Origin of the sequence: Bradyrhizobium sp. LA6.1, assembly GCF_040547805.1 — a bacterium.
Lineage (GTDB): Bacteria > Pseudomonadota > Alphaproteobacteria > Rhizobiales > Xanthobacteraceae > Bradyrhizobium > Bradyrhizobium barranii.
In genome coordinates, this window is the sequence record NZ_JBEPQK010000022.1 from 12,719 (window position 1) to 34,564 (window position 21,846).

Annotated in this window: 16 protein-coding genes; 8 read left to right on the forward strand and 8 right to left on the reverse strand. The window is 65.5% G+C overall.

The window, feature by feature from the left end; genetic code table 11:
- Nucleotides 1-53 precede the first annotated feature (53 nt).
- The 3 genes from ABIB99_RS37225 to ABIB99_RS37235 all read right to left on the reverse strand — a co-directional run bounded on the left by ABIB99_RS37225 (nt 54) and on the right by ABIB99_RS37235 (nt 3,030).
- Entirely contained in the window at nt 54-1,367 is a 1,314-nt protein-coding gene (locus ABIB99_RS37225) for an epoxide hydrolase family protein (RefSeq protein WP_354180581.1), read from the reverse strand.
- 259 nt (nt 1,368-1,626) lie between these two features.
- A complete protein-coding gene (locus ABIB99_RS37230) occupies nt 1,627-2,328 on the reverse strand; it encodes a VOC family protein (protein WP_354180583.1) in 702 nt (233 codons plus the stop codon).
- Between the two features lie 33 nt (nt 2,329-2,361).
- Complete coding sequence (locus tag ABIB99_RS37235) at nt 2,362-3,030, reverse strand: sensor histidine kinase (protein WP_354180585.1); 669 nt, start codon at nt 3,028-3,030, stop codon at nt 2,362-2,364.
- Between the two features lie 326 nt (nt 3,031-3,356).
- On the opposite strand from ABIB99_RS37235, the gene ABIB99_RS37240 reads away from it, so the two are divergent.
- From ABIB99_RS37240 to ABIB99_RS37265, 6 genes are all read left to right on the forward strand, one after another.
- On the forward strand, nt 3,357-6,200 hold the full coding sequence (locus ABIB99_RS37240; RefSeq protein ID WP_354180587.1) for an ATP-binding protein: 2,844 nt from the start codon (nt 3,357-3,359) through the stop codon (nt 6,198-6,200).
- 118 nt (nt 6,201-6,318) lie between these two features.
- Nucleotides 6,319-7,026 carry a hypothetical protein gene (locus ABIB99_RS37245; RefSeq protein WP_071911486.1) on the forward strand — a complete coding sequence of 236 codons (708 nt, stop codon included), beginning with the start codon at nt 6,319-6,321 and terminating at the stop codon, nt 7,024-7,026.
- 197 nt (nt 7,027-7,223) lie between these two features.
- The gene (locus tag ABIB99_RS37250) at nt 7,224-7,922 is read left to right on the forward strand and encodes a type 1 glutamine amidotransferase domain-containing protein (RefSeq protein WP_354180589.1); all 699 of its coding nucleotides are present in this window, start codon (nt 7,224-7,226) and stop codon (nt 7,920-7,922) included.
- Between the two features lie 238 nt (nt 7,923-8,160).
- Nucleotides 8,161-9,117 carry an alpha/beta fold hydrolase gene (locus ABIB99_RS37255; protein ID WP_354180591.1) on the forward strand — a complete coding sequence of 319 codons (957 nt, stop codon included), beginning with the start codon at nt 8,161-8,163 and terminating at the stop codon, nt 9,115-9,117.
- 38 nt (nt 9,118-9,155) lie between these two features.
- Nucleotides 9,156-10,199, forward strand: coding sequence for an alpha/beta fold hydrolase (locus ABIB99_RS37260; protein ID WP_354180593.1), 1,044 nt, complete (start codon nt 9,156-9,158; stop codon nt 10,197-10,199).
- 105 nt (nt 10,200-10,304) lie between these two features.
- Nucleotides 10,305-11,024, forward strand: a complete 720-nt coding sequence (locus ABIB99_RS37265) for a hypothetical protein (RefSeq protein WP_354180595.1) — start codon at nt 10,305-10,307, stop codon at nt 11,022-11,024.
- Between the two features lie 6 nt (nt 11,025-11,030).
- On the opposite strand, the gene ABIB99_RS37270 is transcribed toward ABIB99_RS37265, so the two are convergent.
- A complete protein-coding gene (locus ABIB99_RS37270; protein WP_354180597.1) occupies nt 11,031-13,910 on the reverse strand; it encodes an ATP-binding protein in 2,880 nt (959 codons plus the stop codon).
- A 348-nt stretch (nt 13,911-14,258) separates the two neighbouring features.
- Here ABIB99_RS37270 and ABIB99_RS37275 point away from each other — a divergent pair, with 348 nt between their 5' ends.
- Nucleotides 14,259-15,236, forward strand: a complete 978-nt coding sequence (locus ABIB99_RS37275) for a helix-turn-helix domain-containing protein (RefSeq protein WP_247303606.1) — start codon at nt 14,259-14,261, stop codon at nt 15,234-15,236.
- A 393-nt stretch (nt 15,237-15,629) separates the two neighbouring features.
- Here the strand turns inward: ABIB99_RS37275 and ABIB99_RS37280 are convergent, their stop codons facing one another.
- Entirely contained in the window at nt 15,630-17,951 is a 2,322-nt protein-coding gene (locus ABIB99_RS37280; RefSeq protein WP_354180600.1) for a molybdopterin guanine dinucleotide-containing S/N-oxide reductase, read from the reverse strand.
- A 267-nt stretch (nt 17,952-18,218) separates the two neighbouring features.
- Here ABIB99_RS37280 and ABIB99_RS37285 point away from each other — a divergent pair, with 267 nt between their 5' ends.
- Nucleotides 18,219-18,608 (forward strand): RidA family protein, encoded by a 390-nt coding sequence (locus ABIB99_RS37285; protein WP_479711147.1) that lies wholly within the window; start codon nt 18,219-18,221, stop codon nt 18,606-18,608.
- A gap of 17 nt (nt 18,609-18,625) precedes the next feature.
- Here ABIB99_RS37285 and ABIB99_RS37290 read toward each other — a convergent pair whose 3' ends face one another.
- The 3 genes from ABIB99_RS37290 to ABIB99_RS37300 are packed head-to-tail and all read right to left on the reverse strand — an operon-like array spanning nt 18,626 to nt 21,715.
- On the reverse strand, nt 18,626-19,090 hold the full coding sequence (locus ABIB99_RS37290; RefSeq protein ID WP_247303611.1) for a lipid-binding SYLF domain-containing protein: 465 nt from the start codon (nt 19,088-19,090) through the stop codon (nt 18,626-18,628).
- On the reverse strand, nt 19,074-19,994 hold the full coding sequence (locus ABIB99_RS37295) for a DUF2950 domain-containing protein (RefSeq protein ID WP_247303613.1): 921 nt from the start codon (nt 19,992-19,994) through the stop codon (nt 19,074-19,076). The genes ABIB99_RS37290 and ABIB99_RS37295 overlap by 17 nt, the downstream gene beginning before the upstream one ends.
- Nucleotides 19,991-21,715 carry a DUF3300 domain-containing protein gene (locus tag ABIB99_RS37300; protein ID WP_166353315.1) on the reverse strand — a complete coding sequence of 575 codons (1,725 nt, stop codon included), beginning with the start codon at nt 21,713-21,715 and terminating at the stop codon, nt 19,991-19,993. The genes ABIB99_RS37295 and ABIB99_RS37300 overlap by 4 nt, the downstream gene beginning before the upstream one ends.
- Nucleotides 21,716-21,846: the final 131 nt, after the last annotated feature.

Below are 21,846 nucleotides of genomic sequence, written 5' to 3' on the forward strand. Positions count from 1 at the left end.
GATATTTGTGTTCGGAAAAGGGACGCACGGCAGCGCGCGTCCCCTGCCTCGGTTCAGATCGACTGGCGCAGCGGGCGGAACGCGGTGCGCACTTCCGCAGAGAACAGCGCGGGCTGCTCCCAGGCCGCGAAGTGGCCGCCCTTGTCGAGGCGGTTGTAGTGCATCAGCTTCGGATAGGCCTTCTCGGCCCAGCTGCGCGGCGCGGCATAGATCTCGTCAGGGAACACGCTGACGGCGACCGGGATCTTGATGTGCTTGGGCTCGAAGAACACCAGCTTGTTCTCCCAGTAGAGCCGCGCCGACGACACCGCGGTGTTGGTGAGCCAGTAGAGCGTGATGTTGTCGATCACGTCGTCCCGCGACAGGCCTTCGGTCTTGCCGTCGAACACCCGCGCAATCATCGCAGCACTGCGTGCGTCGTGATCGAGCATCCAGGATGCAAGACCGGCCGGCGAGTCGACCAGGCCATAGAGCGTCTGCGGCCGGTTCGACATCTCGATGGCGTAGCCGAGGCCATGCTTGTAGAAATCGTCGAGCTGGTCGTAGGCAATGCGCTCATCGGCCGGGAGGTTTGACGGCCGCGTCCCGCCGGGCTGAAGCGCCTTAGCGATGTCGTCGGGAACGGTCGCGGGCATATTGGTGTGAATGCCGAGGAGCTCCGGCGGTGCGATCACCGCCATCTGCTCGGTGACGGCATTGCCCCAATCGCCGCCCTGCGCCACGTAGCGGTTGTAGCCGAGGCGCTTCATCAGCACGATCCAGGCGCGCGCGATGCGCTGGGGATCCCAGCCGAGCTCCGTCGGCTTGCCGGAGAAGCCGTGGCCGGGAAGCGAGGGGATCACCAGGTCGAATGCATCCGCGGCCTTCGCGCCATGCGCGGTGGGGTCGGTGAGCGGGCCGACGATCTTCATCTGTTCGATGATCGAGCCCGGCCACCCATGCGTGACGACCATCGGCAGCGCGTTCTCGTGGCGGGAGCGGATGTGAATGAAGTGGATGTCGACGCCGTCGATCTCGGTGACGAATTGCGGCAAGGCGTTCAGCCGCGCCTCCATCTTGCGCCAGTCGTAGTCGTTCTGCCAGTGGCGCACGAGTTGCTGAAGCGTCGTGAGCTGCACGCCCTGCGATTGGTCGGCGACGATCTCGCGATCGGGCCAGCGTGTCGCTGCGAGGCGGCGGCGGAGGTCAAGCAGATCTTCCTCGGGCACGCTGACGCGGAACGGGCGGATGGCGCCGCTTGCAGCGGCCTTTGCCGGATGCAGCGGCAGCAGGCTCGCCACGCTGGCGGCAACCGCGGTCATTGCGGCCTGGCTCAGCAATTGACGGCGGTCGGGATTGAGAATGTCGGCTCGTGCTTGCGTTGTCATGGCAGATCTCCCCTGCTTTGGTCGGTGACGCCAACCGAATTCGAAATCGACGCGTCGTTTCGTCGTGAAGAGAGATTGGCGCAGGTCCTGGCAATTAGCTCGTTATCGGTTGTTAGGCCGCGTTAGCCGTTGCGAGTCCGGGGGATGCAGGAAAGCGAGCGACGATGACGATACGCGCGATGCAGAAGCAACTCGGCGCGCGACGAGTTCAATCGGCGCGCGCCCTGTCTGTGAATTCAGGCGATGTGTTCATTACAACTCAGGAGGGCAGCGGTTGACCGGCCTGCTCGCGGACGATGTAGTCGGCGTACCAATCCGCCCAGTTCTCGTCGTGTCCGCCGATGCGCTTCTCGTGCTCACCATGCGCGACAGCGGCACGTCGCAGGGTTGCGGCCAGATCGGCCGTTGAGGCAAACGTCGTGCCGTCACCCGCGATGCGTCCAGGCAGTCGCGTCGTGACCTCCTGGAACAGCCAGCCATTACCGTCGGGATCGCTGAACGAGGCAAACGAGCTGTAGCTGCCGCGCTTCGGGTCAGCACCGCTGACCCGGACGCTGCCGAACAGATACGGCTCGTCCGGACCGGCGTGAACGTCGCCCGCACCATGGAATGGTGCGCTCACCGCGATGCCACGGTCGAGCAGATCCTGTCGCGCCGCCGCCAGATCGGAGACGATCAGGTACAGCCCGCGCGCCGAACCCGGCGCTGCCGGTGTGACGTTCTTGCCGAAGATCACAGAACAGGCCGAACCCGGCGGCGTGAACTGGATCACGCGCCATTCGTCACCTGAGGCAAAATCGGCGTCCAATCGCCAGCCGAGGCGCGTGTAGAACGCCTTGGCGCGGTCGACATCCGACACGGGGATGACGACGATCTCGAGCTTCAGATCAACGCCACGCGATGTCCAAGACGTGTTCGGAGACCTCGCCGCGGCGTCGGGGTCGATTTCGGTGGTGGCCATGTCGAACTCCCTGAGTTGAAATTGAAGCGAGCTTCAAGCGGCAGTGGGCATCACGATCGTCACGCGTGTGCCGCCCTGGCTCGCCTCGCCCTGCAACCGCGCGTCGATACTGCGTGCGAGCCCTTCAAGGATGCGGCTGCCGGTGCCCTGAAGCGGACCGGTCGCGCCGATGCCGTTGTCAGCCACCGTGCAGAGCCAGGCGCCGTCGCGGTTGGCCATTTCGATCCGGATCAGCGCATCGTTCCTGTTCGGGAAGGCATGTTTGGCGGCATTCGTGACCAGCTCCGTCAGCATCAACGCCAGCCGATGACACTGCGATGCCGGCAGCGCCCCGCTCTCGATCGCGGCCTCGCAGCGGATGCTGGCCGGTTCCAGCACTGCCTCGGAGAGCGCCTCGCACAGGTTTTCGAAGAAGGCCTCGACGGAGACGGCGGACAGACTGTCGATGTCGGACAAGAGCTGATAGAGCCTGCCGAACGCGACGATGCGCTGCTCGAACCGGTCCACCGCGCCCGACATATCCCTGGTACCCGGCCGCGAGAAGTCGCGGCGGACTGACGCACCCAGCAGCGTCAACGTGTTCTTCATCCGATGGTGGGATTCCCGCAGCACGAGTTCCCAATCACGCGACTGATCATCAAGGCTGGCAATGTGCTGAGAACGAACGAAATGGTCGCTCGTCTCCAGGCCGATAGCGGACATGATAGCCTCCCCGTTGGATCTAGGACCTAACTCGAAGCCTATACTGGATGCACCGCGCGCGTTTTGCTCGTTAGACGTTGCAAGATTTTGTTATTATCGGCGGCACAAGTTGGCGGCCAGACCGTCCTCTCGACGGTCAAGCACGCTGACGGGTCGTCCCGATCGCTTCCCAAGCCGCTCGCGTTTAAGCGAAATTTGTCACGCATCATCCCGGTGCGGCCGAATGACTTGCCGCGCGATTTCGCCACTTTCGACCAGTTTACTCATGACCTCGTTCTGCTAGATCAGGATGCGGACAACAGCCCCTTCACTGGATTCATTGGCGCGTGGTGGACACTAACGACCAGGATGCGGCGATTTCCTTCGGGCCATTCCGGCTGTACGCAAGGTCGCGCCTGCTCGAGAAGGACGGCGTTCCGCTTCACCTCGGCGGCCGCGCACTCGACATCCTCATTTTTCTCGTCGAGCGCGCCGGCGAGGTCATCGACAAGCGTGAGTTGATCAAGCGCGTCTGGGCCGACGTGACGGTCGACGAGGGCAGCCTGCGCTTCCACATCACGACGCTGCGCAAGGCCTTGGGGGATGCCGGCGAAGGCTCCCGCTATGTCGTCAACGTGCCCGGCCGTGGCTATTGCTTCGCGAGCCCGCTGGTCCGGTCCGAATCGTCGGAGACGCGGACAGGCCCGGCCGTCCCGTCGCCTCACATACTCCCGCCGCCGCTTGCCAGGATGATCGGACGAGACGACGCGGTCGAGCGGATTTCCACCGAGCTTGCGCAGCATCGCTTCGTGACAATTGTCGGCCCCGGCGGGATTGGCAAGACTTCCGTCGCGCTCGCCGTCGCGCATCGCGAGCTCGAGGCCTTCGACGGTCAGGTCAACTTCGTTGATTTCGGCGCGCTGACGGATGCCAGGCTCGTTCCAAGCACCATCGCCGCCACGCTCGGCCTGACCGTCAATTCCGAGGACCCGATGCCGGGCCTGCTGACGGTGCTGCGCAACCGCCGGATGCTGCTGATCTTCGACAGCTGTGAGCACATCATCGACGAGCTCGCGCCCCTGGCCGAGCACATCGTCCAGGAGGCGCCCGAGCTGCACATTCTCGCCACCAGCCGCGAATCCTTTCGCACCGAAGGCGAACGCGTCCACCGGTTGTTTCCGCTGGACTGCCCGCCCCAGCGCGACGGGCTCGGCATCGCCGACATCCTTGCCTATCCCGCAAGCCAGCTCTTCGTGGAACGCATTGCCGAGAGCCTGGGCGAATTCGAACTGAGCGAGGAGGATGCACCGCTTGTCGCCGAGATCTGCCGGCGACTGGACGGCATCGCGCTCGCGATCGAGCTCGCCGCCGGACGCGTTAACGCCTATGGCATTGCCGGAACCGCCTCGCTGCTCGACAGCCGCTTCGCGCTGCTGTGGCGGGGACGCCGTACCGCGATCCCGCGGCACCAGACCCTGAGCGCGGCGCTCGCCTGGAGCTATGATCTGTTGCCGGCAGCCGAAAGCGCGACGCTGCGCGGTTTGTCGGTGTTCGTCGGGCCATTCACGATGGAGGCCGCGCTCGCCGTTGCGTTCAGCCAGGGCATCAGCGAGCCCGAGGCGGTCGAGGCGATCTCGAACCTGCTCTCCAAATCGCTGATCGCAACCTCACCCGCGGAGCGGCGGCTGCGCTATCGTCTGCTCGACACCACCCGCGCCTTCGTCGGCGCGAAGCTCGTCGAGAACGGCGAAGCGCCCCGTGTCGCGCGCGCTCACGCCGAATATTTCCGCGACTTCCTGCGCGACATCGCGCTCAAATCCACGGGCATGCAGACCGCGGGCGGCTTCCTTCCCTATGCCGACCATTTGCCCAATGTCAGGGCCGCGCTGACCTGGAGCTTTTCGGATAGCGCCAACCGAACGATCGGCGTGGATCTGGCGGCTTCGGCGGCCCAGTTTTTCCTCGAACTGACATTGCTGACGGAGTGCTATCGCTGGACGAAGCAGGCGCTGGTCTCTCTCGATACGAATTCGGTCGACCACCGCCAGGAGATGACGTTGCAGGCCGCGCTCGGCGTCTCCGTGATGTTCACGCAGGGCAATACCGAAGCGGTCCGGTCGGCGTTCACGCGCAGTCTTCAGCTTGCGCGGGATCTCGAGGATCTGCACTGGCAGCTCTGGCTGCTGCGCGGATTGCACATCTACCTGACCAGGGTCGGGGATTTTCACGGCGCGCTCGGCACCGGCGAGCAGGGCGAGAGCGTTGCGCGCAAGCTGAATGATCCTGCCGCCGCGCTGAACGTGGAATGGATGCTGGGCGTCGCGCACCATCTGATCGGCAATCAGGACAAGGCCGTGCAGTTCTGCGAGAGCGCGATGGTGCACAATCCCGGCTCGCAGCGGCTGAACATCGGGCATCTCGGTTATGATGACCGCATCGTCGCGCTGGTCGCGCTGGCGCGCGGGCTCTGGCTCACCGGCCGGCCCGATCGCGCGATCGAGGCAGCGAGATACACCGTTCGCGAGGCCGAACTGCTCGAACAACCCCTCACCCTCGGCATCTCCCTGATCTGGACGATCTACGTGTTCCTCTGGGTCGGCGACTGGGCCAATGCCGAAATCCTGATCGAGCGGCTGATCGACCATTCGGCGCGGCACTTCCTCGGTCCCTATCACGCCGTCGGCATCGGCCAGAAGGGCGAGCTCATGCTTCGCCGCGGCGACACCGCCGGCGGGATCGAGCATCTTCGCCGCAGCCAGGCCACGCTGTACGCGACGCGGCACCGGATCATGACGACGGTGTTTGCGACGGCGCTGGCGGAGGGCCTCGTGGCGGAGAACCAGCCGGACGAGGCCCTGCGCACGATCAATGATGCCATTGCGCAGATTCCAGATCATGGCGAATCCTTCGACATGCCGGAGATGCTCCGGGTCAAGGGCGACATCCTCGTCCGGTCGGGAAACACCGCGGAGGCCGAGCGCTGCTTCCGGAAATCGCTCGATCTTTCGCGCCGGCAGTGCGCGCTCGGCTGGGAGCTGCGGGGGGCGATCAGCCTCGGCCGGGTCTGGCGCCAGGCCGGACAAGCGGGCGAAGCACGCGCTCTGCTCGCCCCGCTCGTCGCGCGATACCAAGAAGGCCTCCAGACCCGCGATCTCGTCGCCGCCAGGGAGCTCCTGAGCACGCTGAATTGACAGTATCTTCAACGGGATACCGTCCAAGCACCTGCTCGCAAGTCCTAACAACTTCTAACACGCCAAGCCGCATCCGCCCCGCCATGGTGGTGGGACTTCACGGTGGATATGGCGGGATATGGCGCTTCTTGACGATGTAATTGATGCCAGCGGCGGTATGGCCCGCTGGAATAGCTTGACCCGATTCACGCTCCACCTTTCCGTCGGCGGCTCGTTGTTCTCCAGCGCCGGACATGCCAGCGAATTCAAGGACGTGACGGCGGAGGGCTCGACCCGCGCCCAGTCGGTCCGCTTCACCGGCATCACCGGGGGTGAACACTCCGGCTGCTTTCAACCCGACGCGATCACGATCGAGAGCCTCGAGGGTGAGGTCCTGCGCACCTGGGATAACCCGAGCCCTGCATTTCCCGAGACCGGCTCTCCTGCGCTCGCGGACGAACTGCACCTCGTCTTCTTCTGCGGCGTTGCGATCTGGAATTATCTGACCAACCCATTTCTGCTCGCCCATCCCGACGTCGTCACGGAGGAGCTTCCGCCGTGGCGCGAAAACGCTGACACGTGGCGTCGGCTGCGCGCGCAGTTCCCGCCGAACCTGATCACGCTTGCGCCCGAGCAGATCTTCTACTTCGACGAGAACGCCCTGCAACGGCGGACGGATCACGATCTGTTCGGAAACAAGGTCGCACATTATTCCTGGGCCCATGACAGCTTCGGCGGCATCGTCGTGCCGACATTGCGGCGTGTGCAGACGCTGCGGCCTGATGGAAGCGTGATCGCCAAGCCCGTGCTGATGGACGTCGAGATCTTCGACGCCGTGTTCGAGTAGCGGTGGCAACGCGCGAGAGCTGGAACCGTTCACTGCTCTCAACGCCTAACAATACATAACGAGCTAACACGCGGCCTTGGGTGCAACATTGGGCTCACGAGCAACGAACAAGTGTCGTGCTCGAACGAGACCGAGGCCGGCGCACCTCCACCACGAGGGAATGCGTCATCGCGGCGAACGCACTCAAGGAGATCGTCATGAAGATTCTTATGGTTATCACCTCCCACGACCAGCTCGGCAACACCGGACGCAAGACCGGGTTCTGGCTCGAGGAGCTTGCCGCCCCCTACTACGTGTTCAAGGATTCCGGCGCGGAGATCACGCTGGCTTCGCCCAAGGGCGGCCGGCCGCCACTCGATCCCAAGAGCAACGAGCCCGAGTTCCGCACTGACCTGACGCTGCGCTTCGAGGCGGACGCTGCCGCTGAAGCCCAGCTCGACAAGACGGTGCGCCTCGACAGCGTCAAGCAGGAAGAGTTCGACACGCTGTTCTATCCCGGTGGTCACGGCCCGATGTGGGACCTCGCCGAAGACAAGGACTCGGTCAAGCTGATCGAATCCTTCCTCGCCGCCGGCAAGATCATTGCGGTGGTGTGTCACTCGACCGGTGCGCTGCGCCACGTCAAGACGCCCGATGGCAAGCCTTTGGTCGAGGGCAAGGAAGTGACCGGCTTCACCAACGGCGAGGAAGAGGACGTGGGCCTGACCAATGTCGTGCCGTTCCTCGTGGAGGACGAGATGTTGAAGCTCGGCGCGGTCTTCTCGAAAACGGCGAACTGGGGCGTACACGTCGTCAGCGCGGGCCAGCTCATCACGGGACAGAATCCGCACTCCTCCGGCCCGGCCGCGCAGACGCTGCTCGCCGCGCTCGCCAAGAAGGCGAAGTCGGCCGCGTAAGTCAGACTCGCATCGGAGCGGTGCGCATCAATGAGCACGGCCCCGGCACTGACCTGACACATTGAGGACGATGACGAAAGCTTTACGCCGGAGCTCACGAATGTGATCCGGCGAGCGGAAGCTGCCGCGCACAACAGCGATCACGGTGGCAGCGTGCCGCTCAATCCCGTCAGAGCGGTTGCCGGCGCATGACGCGCCGGCACATCTCGACGCGGCACGCCCACATCGGAGCGATGACATGAACATTCCAGCCACCCTCGCCCTCGCGACCGCGCTGACCTGCGCGACCGTGCAGGCCTCGGCACAGGATCTGCGGTCGAGCCGACGCTCGATCAGCTATCACACGATCGATATCGGGGGTCTCAATATCTTCTACCGCGAGGCCGGGCCAGCCGATGCGCCGACCGTGCTGCTGCTCCATGGTTTCCCATCCTCGTCGCGGATGTGGGAACCCCTGCTGCCGCTGCTCGCGGACAAATATCACCTGATCGCGCCTGATTATCCCGGCTTCGGCAACAGCAGCGCGCCGCCGCCGTCCGACTTCACCTACACTTTTGACAACATCGCCGGCGTGATGGGCGAGCTGACGAACAAGCTCGGCCTGACCAACTACGTGCTGTTCATGCAGGACTATGGCGGCCCGGTCGGCTTCCGCATGGCGCTGGCGCATCCCGAGCGCGTCCGCGCCATCATGATCCAGAATGCCGTTTCGCATGAGCAAGGCTTGAGCCCGCTCTGGGAAGCGCGTCGCAAATACTGGGCTGATCCGGCGCATGAGGTCGAGGCGCTCAAGGCCAACTTCACATCCTTGGCCGCCACGCGCCAGAGGCACCTCGGCTCCAGCCCGCACCCCGAGCGCTACGACCCTGACACTTGGACCGACGAATACGCATTCCTGACGCGTCCGGGCCAGGCCGAGATCCAGACCACGCTGTTCCTGGATTACCGGACCAACGTCGCCTCCTATCCGAAGTGGCAGGAGTGGCTGCGCAAGGCGCGGCCGCGGACGCTGGTGGTCTGGGGCAAGTACGATCCGTCCTTCGCCATCGCCGGCGCTTCGGCCTATCGTGACGATGTGCCGGATGCGGAGGTCCACATCCTCGAAGCCGGCCACTTCGCGCTCGACGAGGCGACCGACGAGATCGCCACGCTGGTCCGCGACTTCCTTGCGCGTCTGGACGGGCACAAGGGCTGACGGCGACTTGCACAATGCACTGACCACAGGAGGCACACATGACCGACAACATCAGCCACGAACGACGTCGTTTCGTCGGCAGGGCTGCGATGGCGCTCGCCGCGACCCATCTTGCGCTGAGCACGACGGCTACGGCGAAGCCGGCGAAGTCCGCCGCCATCGTCAAGCCCGGCGCCAACACCTCGTTCGCGTCCCTGAAACAGATCGACGCCGGCCTCCTCAACGTCGGCTATGCCGAGGCGGGTCCCGCGGATGGCCCGCCCGTGATCCTGCTGCATGGCTGGCCCTATGACATCTACGCCTTCGTCGACGTCGCACCGCTGCTCGCTGCAGCCGGGCGTCGCGTGATCGTGCCTTACCTGCGCGGCTACGGCAGCACGCGCTTCCTCTCCGACGCGACGATGCGGAACGGGCAGCCGGCGGCGATCGCGGCCGACATCGTCGCCCTGATGGACGCCCTCGGAATCGACAAGGCGACGATTGCCGGCTTCGACTGGGGTGCGCGCCCCGCCAACATCATCGCTGCGCTCCGGCCGGAGCGGGTCAAGGCGATGGTCTCGGTGAGCGGTTACCTGATCGGCAGCCAGCAGGCCGGCAAGATGCCGCTGCCACCGAAGGCCGAGCTGCAATGGTGGTACCAGTTCTATTTCGCGACCGAGCGCGGCCGCGAGGGCTACGACAAGTACCGCCACGATTTCTCGAAGCTGATCTGGCAGCTCGCTTCGCCCCAGTGGCATTTCGACGACGCCACTTTCGACCGCAGCGCGAAGGCGTTCGACAATCCGGACCATGTGGCGATCGTGATCCACAATTACCGCTGGCGTCTGGACCTCGCCGAAGGCGAAGCGAAATATGCTGACGACGAGGCGAAACTGGCGCAGGCGCCCGTGATCGCCGTGCCCACCATCACCATGGAGGGTGACGCCAACGGGGCGCCGCATCCGGAGCCGTCCGCCTACGCGAAGAAATTCTCCGGGCGTTATTCGCACCGGACCATCAAGGGCGGTATCGGCCACAATCTGCCGCAAGAGGCGCCGAAGGCCTTTGCCGACGCGGTGCTGGACGTCATGGCCGAAGCCTAGGCGCCGGACCCGCCAACGGCACTTAACAACGCTTAACGGGCGGCCGTCTGCGCGCGGGGGTATCTCTATTGGGGCGACACCACCGATGCGAGAGGAAACGGCCGGATGATTCCGCTGCTGGCGAATGCGATCGAGGCCCATGGCGGGCTCGATCGATGGAATGCCCACGAGCGACTCACCGCCACGATCGTGACCGGCGGCGACCTCTGGATATTGAAGGGCGTCGATCAGGACCAAGCGCCGCGCACGATGCGGATCGAGCTGCATCGGGAGCGGGCTTCGGTGGAGCCGTTCGGCAAGCCCGGCCAGCGCACCGACTTCAGCCCGGAGCGGATCGCCATCGTGGCTGCGGACGGCCGCGTCGTCGCGGAGCGCAACAATCCGCGCGCCGCGTTCGCGCGGCACGATATGCGCACGCATTGGGATCCGCTGCATCGCGCCTATTTCAACGGCTATGCGCTCTGGACCTACATGACTGCGCCATTCCTGCTGGCGGCGGACGGGTTCGAGGTCCGGGAGATCGCACCCTGGCGCGAGGGCGCGGAGGTCTGGCGCGGATTGCGGGCGACCTTCCCGGCCGTGATCGCAAGCCACAGCGCCGAGCAGGATTTCTATTTTGGCCCCGACATGCTCATCCGCCGGCATGATTACCGGGTCGAGATCGCCGGCAACTTTCCGGCAGCTCAGTACGTATCCGATCCCGTCACCGTCGACGGCTTCAAGCTCCCGAGCCGCCGGCGCATCTATCTGCGCGGCGACGATCTGATGCCGCTGCGTGACGAGCTGATGGTGTCGATCGATCTCGCGGATTTCCGGTTCGACTGAGCCTCGTCAGGCCGATGCCTCGTCCAGCACGAGCCGGGCGGCCTTCAAATCCGCTGTCTCGAATCCTTCCGAGAACCGCGCATAGGTCGCGGCGAGATCGTCGAGCGGATTCTTGATACCCTGCTGAAGCCGAAGCGCCGCGAGCGACATCTCCGTCCGCAATCGCCAGGACAGCGCGCCCTGCTGCTCCGCCAGCGCGAGCGATGCGGCAAAGCTCGCTTCGGCGGCACCGAGATCACCGGTCCGCGCCTCGAGGTCGCCGCGCCGGCGCAGGAGCTCGGGCATGTCAAAACCTCCGCCGCCCTGCTCGACGCGGGCGATCGTCTCGTGCAGGACCTGCAGCCCTTCCGTCAACCGTCCCAGCGCCGCCAGTCCCTGCGACAGGTCTCCGGCGAAGGCGGATGCGTAGAGCTCGTAGCGATCCGCATGCAGGCGCGGCAGCGCGCTCCGCAGCAGATCGACACCGCCGGCCGGCTCACCGCGGGCGATCATGGTCTGCGCGCGAAAGCCGGTCGCGACGGCTTCGTACGGCGCGAGTCCGTGCAAATTCGCATGGGTCGCGAGGCGCCCCGTCATCGTCTCGACGGCGGCCCAGTCGCCGACCCAGCCGAACACCGAGGATGACCAGCACAGCGCGATGCAATGCATCACCACATCGCGCGGCGCGGCGGCGCCGACGAGCGGGCGGACGCAATCGAGTGCGCGGTCGGGAAAGCCACGCAGCCACAGCACCCGCGCGAGCGGAATCTGCGGCGTGCGTGAATAGGCGAAATGCCCGGGCTCCGTCCCGCGCAGCGCGGCGTCGTCGCGCACGCCTTCATCGAGATGGGCCTGCGCCTCGGCCTGGTCGCCGGCGAGATGATAGGACACGCCGAGAAGCGCCTTGCTGCCTGCGATCCCCGCGGTGTCGCCGATCTGGCGGGCGATGCGCTCGGCCTGGCGTGCGGTCGGCACGAGGTGCCTGTAGTCGCCGGTGCGGCGATAGAACATGTTCAACCGCGAAAGCAGCCTGAACGCGTTGGCGTGATCGTCGAGTGCTTCCGCGATCTCCAGCCCGCGCCGGAGTGCGGCCTCGGCCTGCTCGCTGTTGCGCTCCGTGAACATGAAGGCGTGGCCAAGCGTCGACTGCAGCTCGAGCTCCCATTTGCCGCCCTGGTTGGCATCGTCGAGCATCGCGAGCGCGCGGCCCGACCAGATGCGCGCCTCGTTCAATAGGTTGAGCTCGACGAACAGCCTTGCGGCGCTGCCGGCGAGCGGCACGCGCAAGGCGGCACCGTCGTGGTTGGCAAAACTCCATTCCAACGCCGCGCGGGCATCTGCGAGCAGGCTCGCGCGCGCCTGCAGGCGCGAAGCCGGGTCGCCGCCCTGCTCCGCCATGCCGGCTTCGAGCGTGCGCTGGACATATGCCGTGTGACGGCGCGCGATCGCTGCCGCTTCGCCTGCGTCGACCAGCTTCTGCATGGCATAGGCGCGCGTGGCATCCAGCAGGCGATAGCGCCGCGATGCGCCATCGGGCTGTGCCGACACCAGCGACTTGGCCACGAGCTGCTCCAGCGCATCGACGACGCGATCGGCCGCGGCACCCTCATCCGCGGCGACTGCGATCGCCCCCTTGAGCGTGAAGGGGCCGGCGAAGATGGCGAGTCTCTGAAGCACCGTGCGTTCGCTCTCGCCGATCAGGCCAAAACTCCAGTCGAGCGTCGCGCCGAGCGTCTGCTGCCGTGGGGGCGCCGTTCGCCGTCCGCGCCATTCGAGCTTGAGCCTGGAGTCGAGCAGCGCGGCCATCTCCCGCAATCCGTAGACGCCGACGCGCACGGCGGCGAGCTCGATCGCGAGCGCGATGCCGTCGAGCTTGCCGCAGATCTCGGCCAGGACGTCGGCATCGTCGTCCGTGATATCGCCGCGATGGCCTGCGGCCGCGGCACGATCGATGAACAGCTGCGCGGCCGGATAATCCAGCACTTCGCCAGCGCTGAGGCGGGCGCCTTGCGGCGGGCCGGCCAGCGGAACGAGCTCGAAGATCTGCTCGCCTTCCACCAGCAGCGACTCGCGGCTGGTGGCGAGAATGGCGATGCCAGGTGCCTCGCGATAGATGTTTTCGGCCAGACGCGCGACCTCGTCGATGACGTGCTCGCAGCTGTCGAGGATGAGAAGCAGCCGCCGTCCGCGCAGAAAATTGACGATGCTGCCTGAGGGATCATCGTGATGCACGACGAGGCCCAGAGCAGCGGCAACCGTGCTCGCGACCAGCGTGGCGTCCTTCAGTGGGCCGAATTCGAGGAAATGAACGTGCCCCTCGAACGCCTGCCACAGGTCATGCGCAAGCGCGGTCGCAACCGTGGTCTTGCCGATGCCGCCCGGTCCTCGCAGCGTGACGAAGCGGTCGCTCAGCAGACGCGCCGACAACTCGGGCAGCACATCGTCCCGACCGATCATCCGGTCCAGCCGGTGTGGCAAGGCCGCAGGCGCCGCCGCTCGTTCGGGCGCACGCAATACGGGCACGGGCGCCACGTTGCGTTCGCCACGCTGCACAGGCGCGACGAAGCAATAGCCGCGGCTCGGGACGTTGGCGATATAGCGGGCCCCGTCCTTGCCGTCGCCAAGCACCTTGCGCAGCTCCGCGACATGGACGCGCAGGCTGATCTCCTCGACCGCGAGGCCGGACCACGCGTAGCTCAGAATCTCGTTCTTCGGCACCACTTCGCCGGCACGACTGAGGAGCAGGCGCAGAATGTCCATTGCGCGGCTGCCGAGCTTGACCGGCGCCCCGTCCCTCTCGAGCAACCGCGACCGCAGCGAAAACGGTCCGAACGAGACTGCGTCGAAATCAAGGCTCGCCCCGGCGCCATTGCCGGGCGAGCCATGTCCTGCCGGGGGTTCGGTCACTTCTGACTCATCTTGACGGCCATTTCATTCAAATGCGCGGCGACTATACCCGCCGTCGATGCGCGGTCCAGCGAGGCACCGCGCCGGCCTCATACCGGCACATCGATCGCAGCACGATGTTCTGCAATGTCCTCACACCGCACCGATCTGCGCAAATAATTGAAAAGCTGGACAAAATCAAACGTCCTGCGGCGGGCTGTCACACTACAGGCGCTCGCACAAAATCTAACACCTCCTAATCATCACTAACGGGCTTCTTGCCTGGCTCACGCCTATCCTCTGATCGTGGAAAGCACTGAGAGTTGGCCGATCGCTGCAAGCGGCGACGAGGCCAGGAGAGGACGAGCGATGTTCAATGACTTGCAAGCAGCGCATGCCTGGATCGAATTTCCCACCAGCCGGTGTGATCGCGAGGCTTCGCACGGGATGCGAGCAATCGCGCAGGAAAGCGGATGGCGCAAGATCGACCGCGGCCTGGACGCGGACATCACGATTTCGCGATGGGAGGATTCTCGGACCACCTCGTCGCACGAAGCGACGACGCCGGCGGACCGCTATTTCGTCGCCATCGCCCTGAAGACCGCTCGGGTAAAGCTGACGCGGGACCGTCAGATCATCTTCGACGGCACCATGCCCGCGGGCACGCTGTACGTCAGTGCGCCATCGAAGCTTCTCGGCGTGCAATTCCAGTCGCCCAGCGCTTTCCTGCACTTCCACATCTCCACCGATCATTTTTCGGCGGCGCGGCCGGCGACCGAGGGCCTCAACGACCTCGTCCTGCTGCGCGACCCGCTCGCAGCCGAGCTCGCCAAGGCACTGACCGAGCATGGCGATACCGCGGACCAGCAGTTCGCGCGCTGCATCGGCGAGACCCTTGCGATGCATCTGACCCGGCTCGAGCTGCCACGCTCAAAAGTCAATGCCTTGCCGAAATGGCGGCTACGCCGCGTCGAGCAATATATCGCCGATCACTTTGATCGCTGCATCAGCCTGTCAGAGCTCGCCAATGTCGCAGGCCTCTCGAGGATGCATTTCGCGGCACAGTTCCGCGCCGCGACCGGCTACCGTCCGCGCGAATATCTGCTCAATCATCGCGTCGAGCATGCGAAGACCTTGCTCACGACGACCGAGCGGCCGCTGGCGGAGATCGCGCTTGCCGTCGGCTTCAGCACCCAGGCGCATTTTTCGACCGTGTTCAAGCGCATCAGCGGCGAGTCACCGGCACGCTGGCGTCTGGCCAGCAGGGCTGTTCTGCCTGCTACGGAGGCGCTTCCGCGGCGGCGCCCTGCCGCGGACATGGACTGGATGGTCGGCGCAGCCGCGTAGTTCGTGCGGCGGCAGGCGAATTGGGATCGAGGGATCTGAAATCAAGGGACTTGGAATCAAGCGACTTGAGATCAAGGCACTTGGGATCACGCCATCTGCACTTCGACCGGTTTGCGATTTCTTTGGCGTGAGTGCCCTGCCACTCGCGCCGGCTCGAGCCCTTTTCCTTCCGGGTCTGCGAGCCACTCGGGGCCGTCCCTGCGCCCACACAGGACGGCCCCTTTTCTTTCTGCCTCTCGTGTCCTGGACGCGCTACGGCACGGGCACGAGAGCGCAGTATGACTCACACTCCCTCCACGTCGTCGTTGCGAGCGCATTTCGCGCGTAGACCGGATAGAGCGCAGCGTAGTCCGGCGCCTTCGCACTACGGCCGCAGCAATCCCGGCAACGCGCCTACACCGGATCGAACGCGCGGATCGGCGGCAGATTGCCGGTGAACTTCTCCACCTCGACCGTCGTGAGCTGGCCGGTGCAGCCCTGCGCGAAGGACGAGGTGCCGATGTCGCGGGTGAGCACGTTGGGATTGCCGTGAACGCAGAGCGGCGCTTCGTCCTCGGGGTCCATCGGGTCGTACCACGCGCCGGTCGGAAGCTGCACGACGCCGGCCGCGATGCCGTCGGTGACGTGGACGGCGGCGAGACAGGCGCCGCGCTCGTTGAACAGCCGGATGATGTCGCCGTCCTTGATTCCGCGTGCATCGGCATCGCGTGGATTCATGCGCGCCACCTCGCGGCCGCGATGCTTCGCGCCCAGCGAATGGCCGCCGAAGTCGAGCTGGCTGTGCAGGCGCGTCACCGGCTGGTTGGCGACGAGGAAGCACGGCGCGCCGGGTTTCGGCATGTCGGTCTTGTCGAGCCAGACCGGATGGCCGGGGCAATCGGCATCGCCGTGCGCAGCGATCTTGGCTGAATAGATCTCGATGCGTCCGCTCGGCGTCGGCAGCGGATGATTGGCCGGATCCTCGCGAAAGCTGCGCAGCCGGCCACCGTCATCGGGCTGTTGCGGCACGACCAGGCTGCCGCGCCGCCAGAATTCGTCGAAATCAGGCGCCTCGAGGCCACGCGCTTGAAGCGAGGCGCGAGTCGGCTCGTACAGGTGTTCGAGCCACTGCCGCGACGTGCGCCCTTCGGTGAAAGGTTCGCGCGCACCCAGGCGCTCGGCGAGATCGGCAAAGATGTCGTAATCGTCACGCGCAAGGCCGAAGGGCTCGGCGATCTTGTGCATCGCGACCATCAGGGGATCGTTGGTCGAATAGCCGATGTCCTCGCGCTCCAGCGTCATCGTCGAGGGCAGCACGATGTCCGCGTGCCGCGCCGTCGCGGTCCAGGCGAGCTCGTGCACGACGAACGTATCAAGCTGCGCAAAAGCCTTGCGCAAGCGGTTGATGTCCTGGTGGTGATGGAAGGGATTGCCGCCGGCCCAGTAGACGAGGCGGATGTCCGGATAGGTACGCGTCTCGCCATTGTAGCGATAGGTCGTGCCGGGATTGAGCAGCATGTCGGCGATGCGCGCGACCGGAATGAAATCGCGCACGCCGTTGCGGCCCTGCCCCAGCGTCAGTCCCGGCACGTCGTTGACGCGGCGGCCATAATAGCCGATCGCGCCGAGCGAATAAGCATAGCCGCCACCGGGCAGGCCGATCTGGCCGAGCGCTGCTGCGAGCACCATGCCCATCCACACCGGCTGCTCGCCATGCTCGGCGCGCTGGAGCGAATGCGAAACGGTGATCAGCGCACGCTTTCCGGCGGCGCGACGCGCGAGCTCGCGGATCGCGTCCGCATCGACACCGCAAATCGCGGCGGCCCATTCGGCATGCTTGGCCTGCCCGTCGCTCTCGCCATTGAGATAGCGCAGGAACACGGGCCAGCCTTCGGTGTAGCGATCGAGGAAGGCCTGGTCGTGCAGGCCTTCGCTCACAAGTGTGTGGACGATGCCGAGCATCAGGGCGGTGTCGGTGCCGGGCAGGCACGTCATCCATTCGGCGCCGGCCTCGACGGGAAGATCGTCGCGCAGCGGGCTGACCAGGATGAACGCGCAGCCGCGCCGGCGCGCGGCTTCCATGGCGCCGCGCTCGACATGCTTGCTGATCGAGCCGCCGGCCACCATGGAGTTCTTCAGCGCCATGCCGCCGAACGCCAGCACGATGTCGGTGTTCTCGGCAATCTGCTCCCAGGTGACGTTGCGCTTGGTGATGTCCTCGTAGCCCGCAAGGATCTGCGGCAGCAGCACCGAGGATGCGCCCGAAGAGTAAGTGTTCACCGAGCGCACATAGCCGCCCATTGCGATGTTGAGGAAGCGATGCACCTGGCTCTGGGCGTGATGGAAGCGGCCCGCGCTCGACCAGCCGTAGGAGCCGCCGAACACGGCGCCGGGGCCGCGCGTGTCGCGGATGCGGCCGAGCTCGTCGCCGAGCAGATCGAGCGCCTTCTCCCAACTGACGGAGACGAACTCATCGCGGCCGCGGCGATCGTCCGGGCCAGGTCCGCGCTCGAGCCAGCCGCGGCGGATCGCCGGCTGGGCGATGCGCGCCTGATGACGCAGCGCGCCGGGGAAATTGCCGATGATGCCATTCGGATCGGGGTCGCCCGCATAGGCCCTGACCTCGAGCCCGGCTTCGCTCTGGCGCGCCGAAAACACGCCCCAATGCGAGGTGTGGGGCTTGAAGCCGTCAGACAGGTCGAGGCCGGGGTCGGGGAAGCCAATCGTATCGTCCATCATCTGATCCTTGTTCCGGTACGGCACGGGCCCAGCCGCTGCCGCGTCGATTCCGGTGGCAGTATACCGATCCGCATCCCGATGTCGTCGGGATCAGGGCCGTCGGAAACGCCGGGCTCCCGCGCGCAAGTACAGCTTGGTGACCGTCCGACCGCGCGACGAGCGGCGATTCTTAAGCCAATTTATTCTTTATTTTCAATATCTTGTTGAATGACCTTCGGGACGCCCCGGTCGCGAAATCTCTTCAAACGACATCGATATGGAAATGTGCGATATGCCGCCCATCCCCACAGCAACATCGGTCTCATCATGATCCAGCGCGTCTTGCCCTACGAAGGACTCCTCCACGAAGTGGTCGAGCATAATGGCGTGCTCTACATCGGCGGGATCGTCCCCGAGGACACCAGCCTCGATATGTCGGGCCAGGCCAACGACGTCCTCGGGCAGCTGGCGCGCCTGTTGAAGACGCTCGGCTCCGATCTCGCCAACGTCTTGCAGGTGACCATCTTCATGACCAACCTGAAGGAGAAGGCGGAGTTCAATGCGGCCTGGAAGGCGCACTTTGCGGAAGCTCACCTGCCGGCGCGCGCTGCGATCGGCGTGGCCGATCTCGGTCCGGGCGTCAAACTCGAGATGACTGCCATCGCGGCCCGGTAACCCCAGGCTCGAGGCGCTCACTTCCAGGCGATCGTGATCGCACTGATGTTGGAGGCGAGCTCAAGTCCGGCCTTCGGGCCTTGCAGCACGATCGTCACGCCCTTTTCGTTGCGCAGATGGGCGCCGTTGACGCCGCCGACGAGTGCGAAGCCGCCGCCGACGGAGCTATAGCTGCCGACGAAGTCGCCGACATCGCGAATGCCTGATGCCCGGCCATCAAATCTGCCGACGGTCGCACCGGCCGTGATGCCGACGCTCAAGCCGGAGACCTTGAAGGGATAGTTCCGACCACGGTAGTTCAGCACACCACTGCCGGTGCCGCCTCCGACCAGCAGGCCAGCCTTGACGAACCTCACCTGGACATGGCCGCTCGCTTGCGCGAACGACGGCGTGGCCGGCATCGCGAGCAGGAGCACCACGAGCGCCGTAAAGCCGATTGCGATCGCGCGCCGCATGCGTTCCGGTTTATGGCTTCGCGGCATCGACCTTCTTCCAGGTCTGGTCGGGATCGAACAGCGTGGTGCGCTCGGCGATGACCGCCGTGCGGTTGCCGAGGTCCTTCTGGTAGACGGTGCCGGCATGATTGACGAGAAAGGTCATCACGCCGGAATTGCCGTATTCGGCGGGCCAGGCGATCAGTCCGAAGCCCCCGATCATCTTGCCTTTGACGACGTAGTTGAGCGCGCCACCGGGCGCGTCGGAACCCTGGCCTTTCAGTATTCGGAAGTAGTAGCCGTGATAAGGCGCGGGTCCCTCGCCTGTGCCTTGCTTGTAGCCTTCGGCCGAGGCCTCCGCGACCAGCGCGCCGAGCGGGCTCGGATCACTGTCGTCACGCCAGAACAGGCCGTCCTTCTTGCCGGGCGTGGAAAGGAAGCGTTGCGCGTAGACACCGGCGCCCTCGCCGCGATCCTTGTCGGCGTATTCATTCTGGGCATCGACATAGGCGAGCGCGGTCTGGATCGCGTCGAGCTCGTTGCGGCCGATGCGGCGGCGAAGCACCTCGATCCGCCCCTCGTCGGTGTCGAACGCCCAGCCTGTCTTGGTGTTGAGCAGCGGAATCGGGAACGGGAAATCGTCCGGCCCCAGTATCAAGGTCGCGGTCTTGTTGCCCTCCGCCTTGATGCCGTGCTTGGCGTCGTACATCGACGTGAAGCGCTGACGGATGTCGTTGTCGGCGACCTCGTCACCGGACGAGACGATATCCTCGGCGGCCCTGCCGAGCACCTTCAGAATGTCGCCCGGCCCGCTTTTGACTGCGGCCGCGAGCGCGGCGGCCGCATCCTCCGGTGTCTTGTAGGATTGCTGTGCCTGTGCCGCCGAGCCAAGCATGGCGAGCGCCACCACGCCCGCCAGGATCGCGCGATGGAGCGATTTCAGGCCGATCATGGCGTCACCTCCGCAGGGATCTTCGCGCCGTCGGCGAGCCAATCGCGGTAGGTGCGGAATGTCAGGCCAAGCTTTTCATAATAGACGCGCAGATAACCATCGCTGCCGCGCGTCACGGCGTCAGGCATCACCTGCTCCACCTCCTGCGCCATCACGCCGACATAGGCCTTGTCGCTGCCGATGTAGCTGAAGCGATAATAGCCGAGGCCGTTAGAGAGATGGCCGAGCAGCGTGATGTCGTGCTTCAGCGCGATGTCGGAGCGCCGGCCACCGCCGCCACCGCCGCGGCCTCCTCCTCCGCCTCCACCACGGAAGCCGCCACCACCACCACCATGCATGGCCATTCCGCCGCCGCCGCCGCGCCCGGCATAGCCCCCGCCGCCACCACCGCGCGGCATGCTCGCCATGCTGGAGCGTCCGCGCGCCGATGCTGCGGCCGCCGCCCGACCGGAGGAGACGTTCATCGCGCCGCCGCGATTGCCGCCACCGCCACGATTGGCGGCAGCGCCGCCGCCGGCACGGTTGGCAGCCTTTGCACGATCACCACCGCCCTTACCTGCATTCTTGCCTGCATTCTTGGCGCGATCTCCACCACCCTTGGCACGATCTCCCGCGCCAGCGCGATCGCCGCCGCCGGGCCGGTCGCCGCGATTGCCGGCACGATCACCGCGATCACCAGCACGATCTCCTGCACGATCACCCGGACCGCCACGATCACCGGCACGGTCGCCGGCGCGATCTCCCGCCCGATCTCCCGCACCCTGGTTCGGACGCAGCACCTGGTTTCCATCGCGGCCGCGGAAGTCCATCCGGTCCGACGCGCCAGCCCTGATATTGTTGTTCCCGAAGTGCTGCTGAACATTGACGTTGTTGTAGCGCACCCCCTGGCGATGCGCCGGATTGTGCTGCCAGCCGTTGTTGATGTTGGTGGTGCGACGGTTGACGTAGACGTTGCGGTTACCCCAGTTGGCGCCGCCGCCCCAGTAATTGCCCCAGCGCCCGATCGCCCAGGCCGTGCCGAAGGCGAGGCCAGCAGCGACCACGCCAGCACCGATATAGGATGGATAGCCGAAATAATACGGCTGATAGTCCGCATAGGGCCAGGTGCCATAGACCGTCGCCGGATCGTAATAGGGGACGTACATCGTCTCCGGATCGGCCTGCTGGATGACGACGACCTGCCTGCCTTCCTGGCTCTGGACGCTGACCTTCTGCTGCTTGGTGGTGACCAGCTTCTTGTTGTCATAGGCCTTGTTGCGCAGACGCTGGATCGCATCCATCACGTCGGGCTGCTGCGCAAGAAAGGCATCGCCGAGCTTCTGGGTCCAGTCGAGCTTGTCGCTCATCATGGAGAGAACATCGGCCGTGCTTGCGAGCGCCTTGACGCTGTCGTCCCAGCCCTGCTTGTCGACCTCCGCCTTCAGCGCGTCGCCCTTCAGGCTCTTGTGGTCCTTCAGCCAACGGTCGGCCTGCACCACCTCGAGCGGATAGGTCGAGGCAGCCAGCAGATTGGCAAGCAGCTCATCGGGATAGAGTGCGATCGGCGCGACCAGGGCCTCGAGCTGCTCGGGCTTCAGAACCTCGGCGGCCGGTGCCGGCGGACTTGCCGGCTGCGCCTGCGTGCTCGGGGCCGCCGGCTTGTCGGCGGTCTGAGCAGTCGCGACGACCGGGATCGCAACCACGAGCGCAAGCGCCAACAGGGTCTTGCCGCAGCGAAACATGCCATCCTCCATCGAACTTTCCGACCACCAAGATCGGGCCGCGGTACTGGCGTTTATTGATCAAGATCAACCCGAAGGACGGCTTCGCCGCCTTGTTGCGGCGCGAGAGCAATGCCGGGCTGCCGGATCGC

Excerpts from the sequence above, each read along its gene's own strand:
- ABIB99_RS37225 (WP_354180581.1), bottom strand. The coding sequence starts at position 1,367 with ATGACAACGCAAGCACGAGCCGACATTCTCAATCCCGACCGCCGTCAA.
- ABIB99_RS37230 (WP_354180583.1), bottom strand. The coding sequence starts at position 2,328 with ATGGCCACCACCGAAATCGACCCCGACGCCGCGGCGAGGTCTCCGAAC.
- ABIB99_RS37235 (WP_354180585.1), bottom strand. The coding sequence starts at position 3,030 with ATGTCCGCTATCGGCCTGGAGACGAGCGACCATTTCGTTCGTTCTCAG.
- ABIB99_RS37245 (WP_071911486.1), top strand. The coding sequence starts at position 6,319 with ATGGCGCTTCTTGACGATGTAATTGATGCCAGCGGCGGTATGGCCCGC.
- ABIB99_RS37250 (WP_354180589.1), top strand. The coding sequence starts at position 7,224 with ATGAAGATTCTTATGGTTATCACCTCCCACGACCAGCTCGGCAACACC.
- ABIB99_RS37255 (WP_354180591.1), top strand. The coding sequence starts at position 8,161 with ATGAACATTCCAGCCACCCTCGCCCTCGCGACCGCGCTGACCTGCGCG.
- ABIB99_RS37260 (WP_354180593.1), top strand. The coding sequence starts at position 9,156 with ATGACCGACAACATCAGCCACGAACGACGTCGTTTCGTCGGCAGGGCT.
- ABIB99_RS37265 (WP_354180595.1), top strand. The coding sequence starts at position 10,305 with ATGATTCCGCTGCTGGCGAATGCGATCGAGGCCCATGGCGGGCTCGAT.
- ABIB99_RS37275 (WP_247303606.1), top strand. The coding sequence starts at position 14,259 with ATGTTCAATGACTTGCAAGCAGCGCATGCCTGGATCGAATTTCCCACC.
- ABIB99_RS37280 (WP_354180600.1), bottom strand. The coding sequence starts at position 17,951 with ATGGACGATACGATTGGCTTCCCCGACCCCGGCCTCGACCTGTCTGAC.
- ABIB99_RS37290 (WP_247303611.1), bottom strand. The coding sequence starts at position 19,090 with ATGCCGCGAAGCCATAAACCGGAACGCATGCGGCGCGCGATCGCAATC.
- ABIB99_RS37295 (WP_247303613.1), bottom strand. The coding sequence starts at position 19,994 with ATGATCGGCCTGAAATCGCTCCATCGCGCGATCCTGGCGGGCGTGGTG.
- ABIB99_RS37300 (WP_166353315.1), bottom strand. The coding sequence starts at position 21,715 with ATGTTTCGCTGCGGCAAGACCCTGTTGGCGCTTGCGCTCGTGGTTGCG.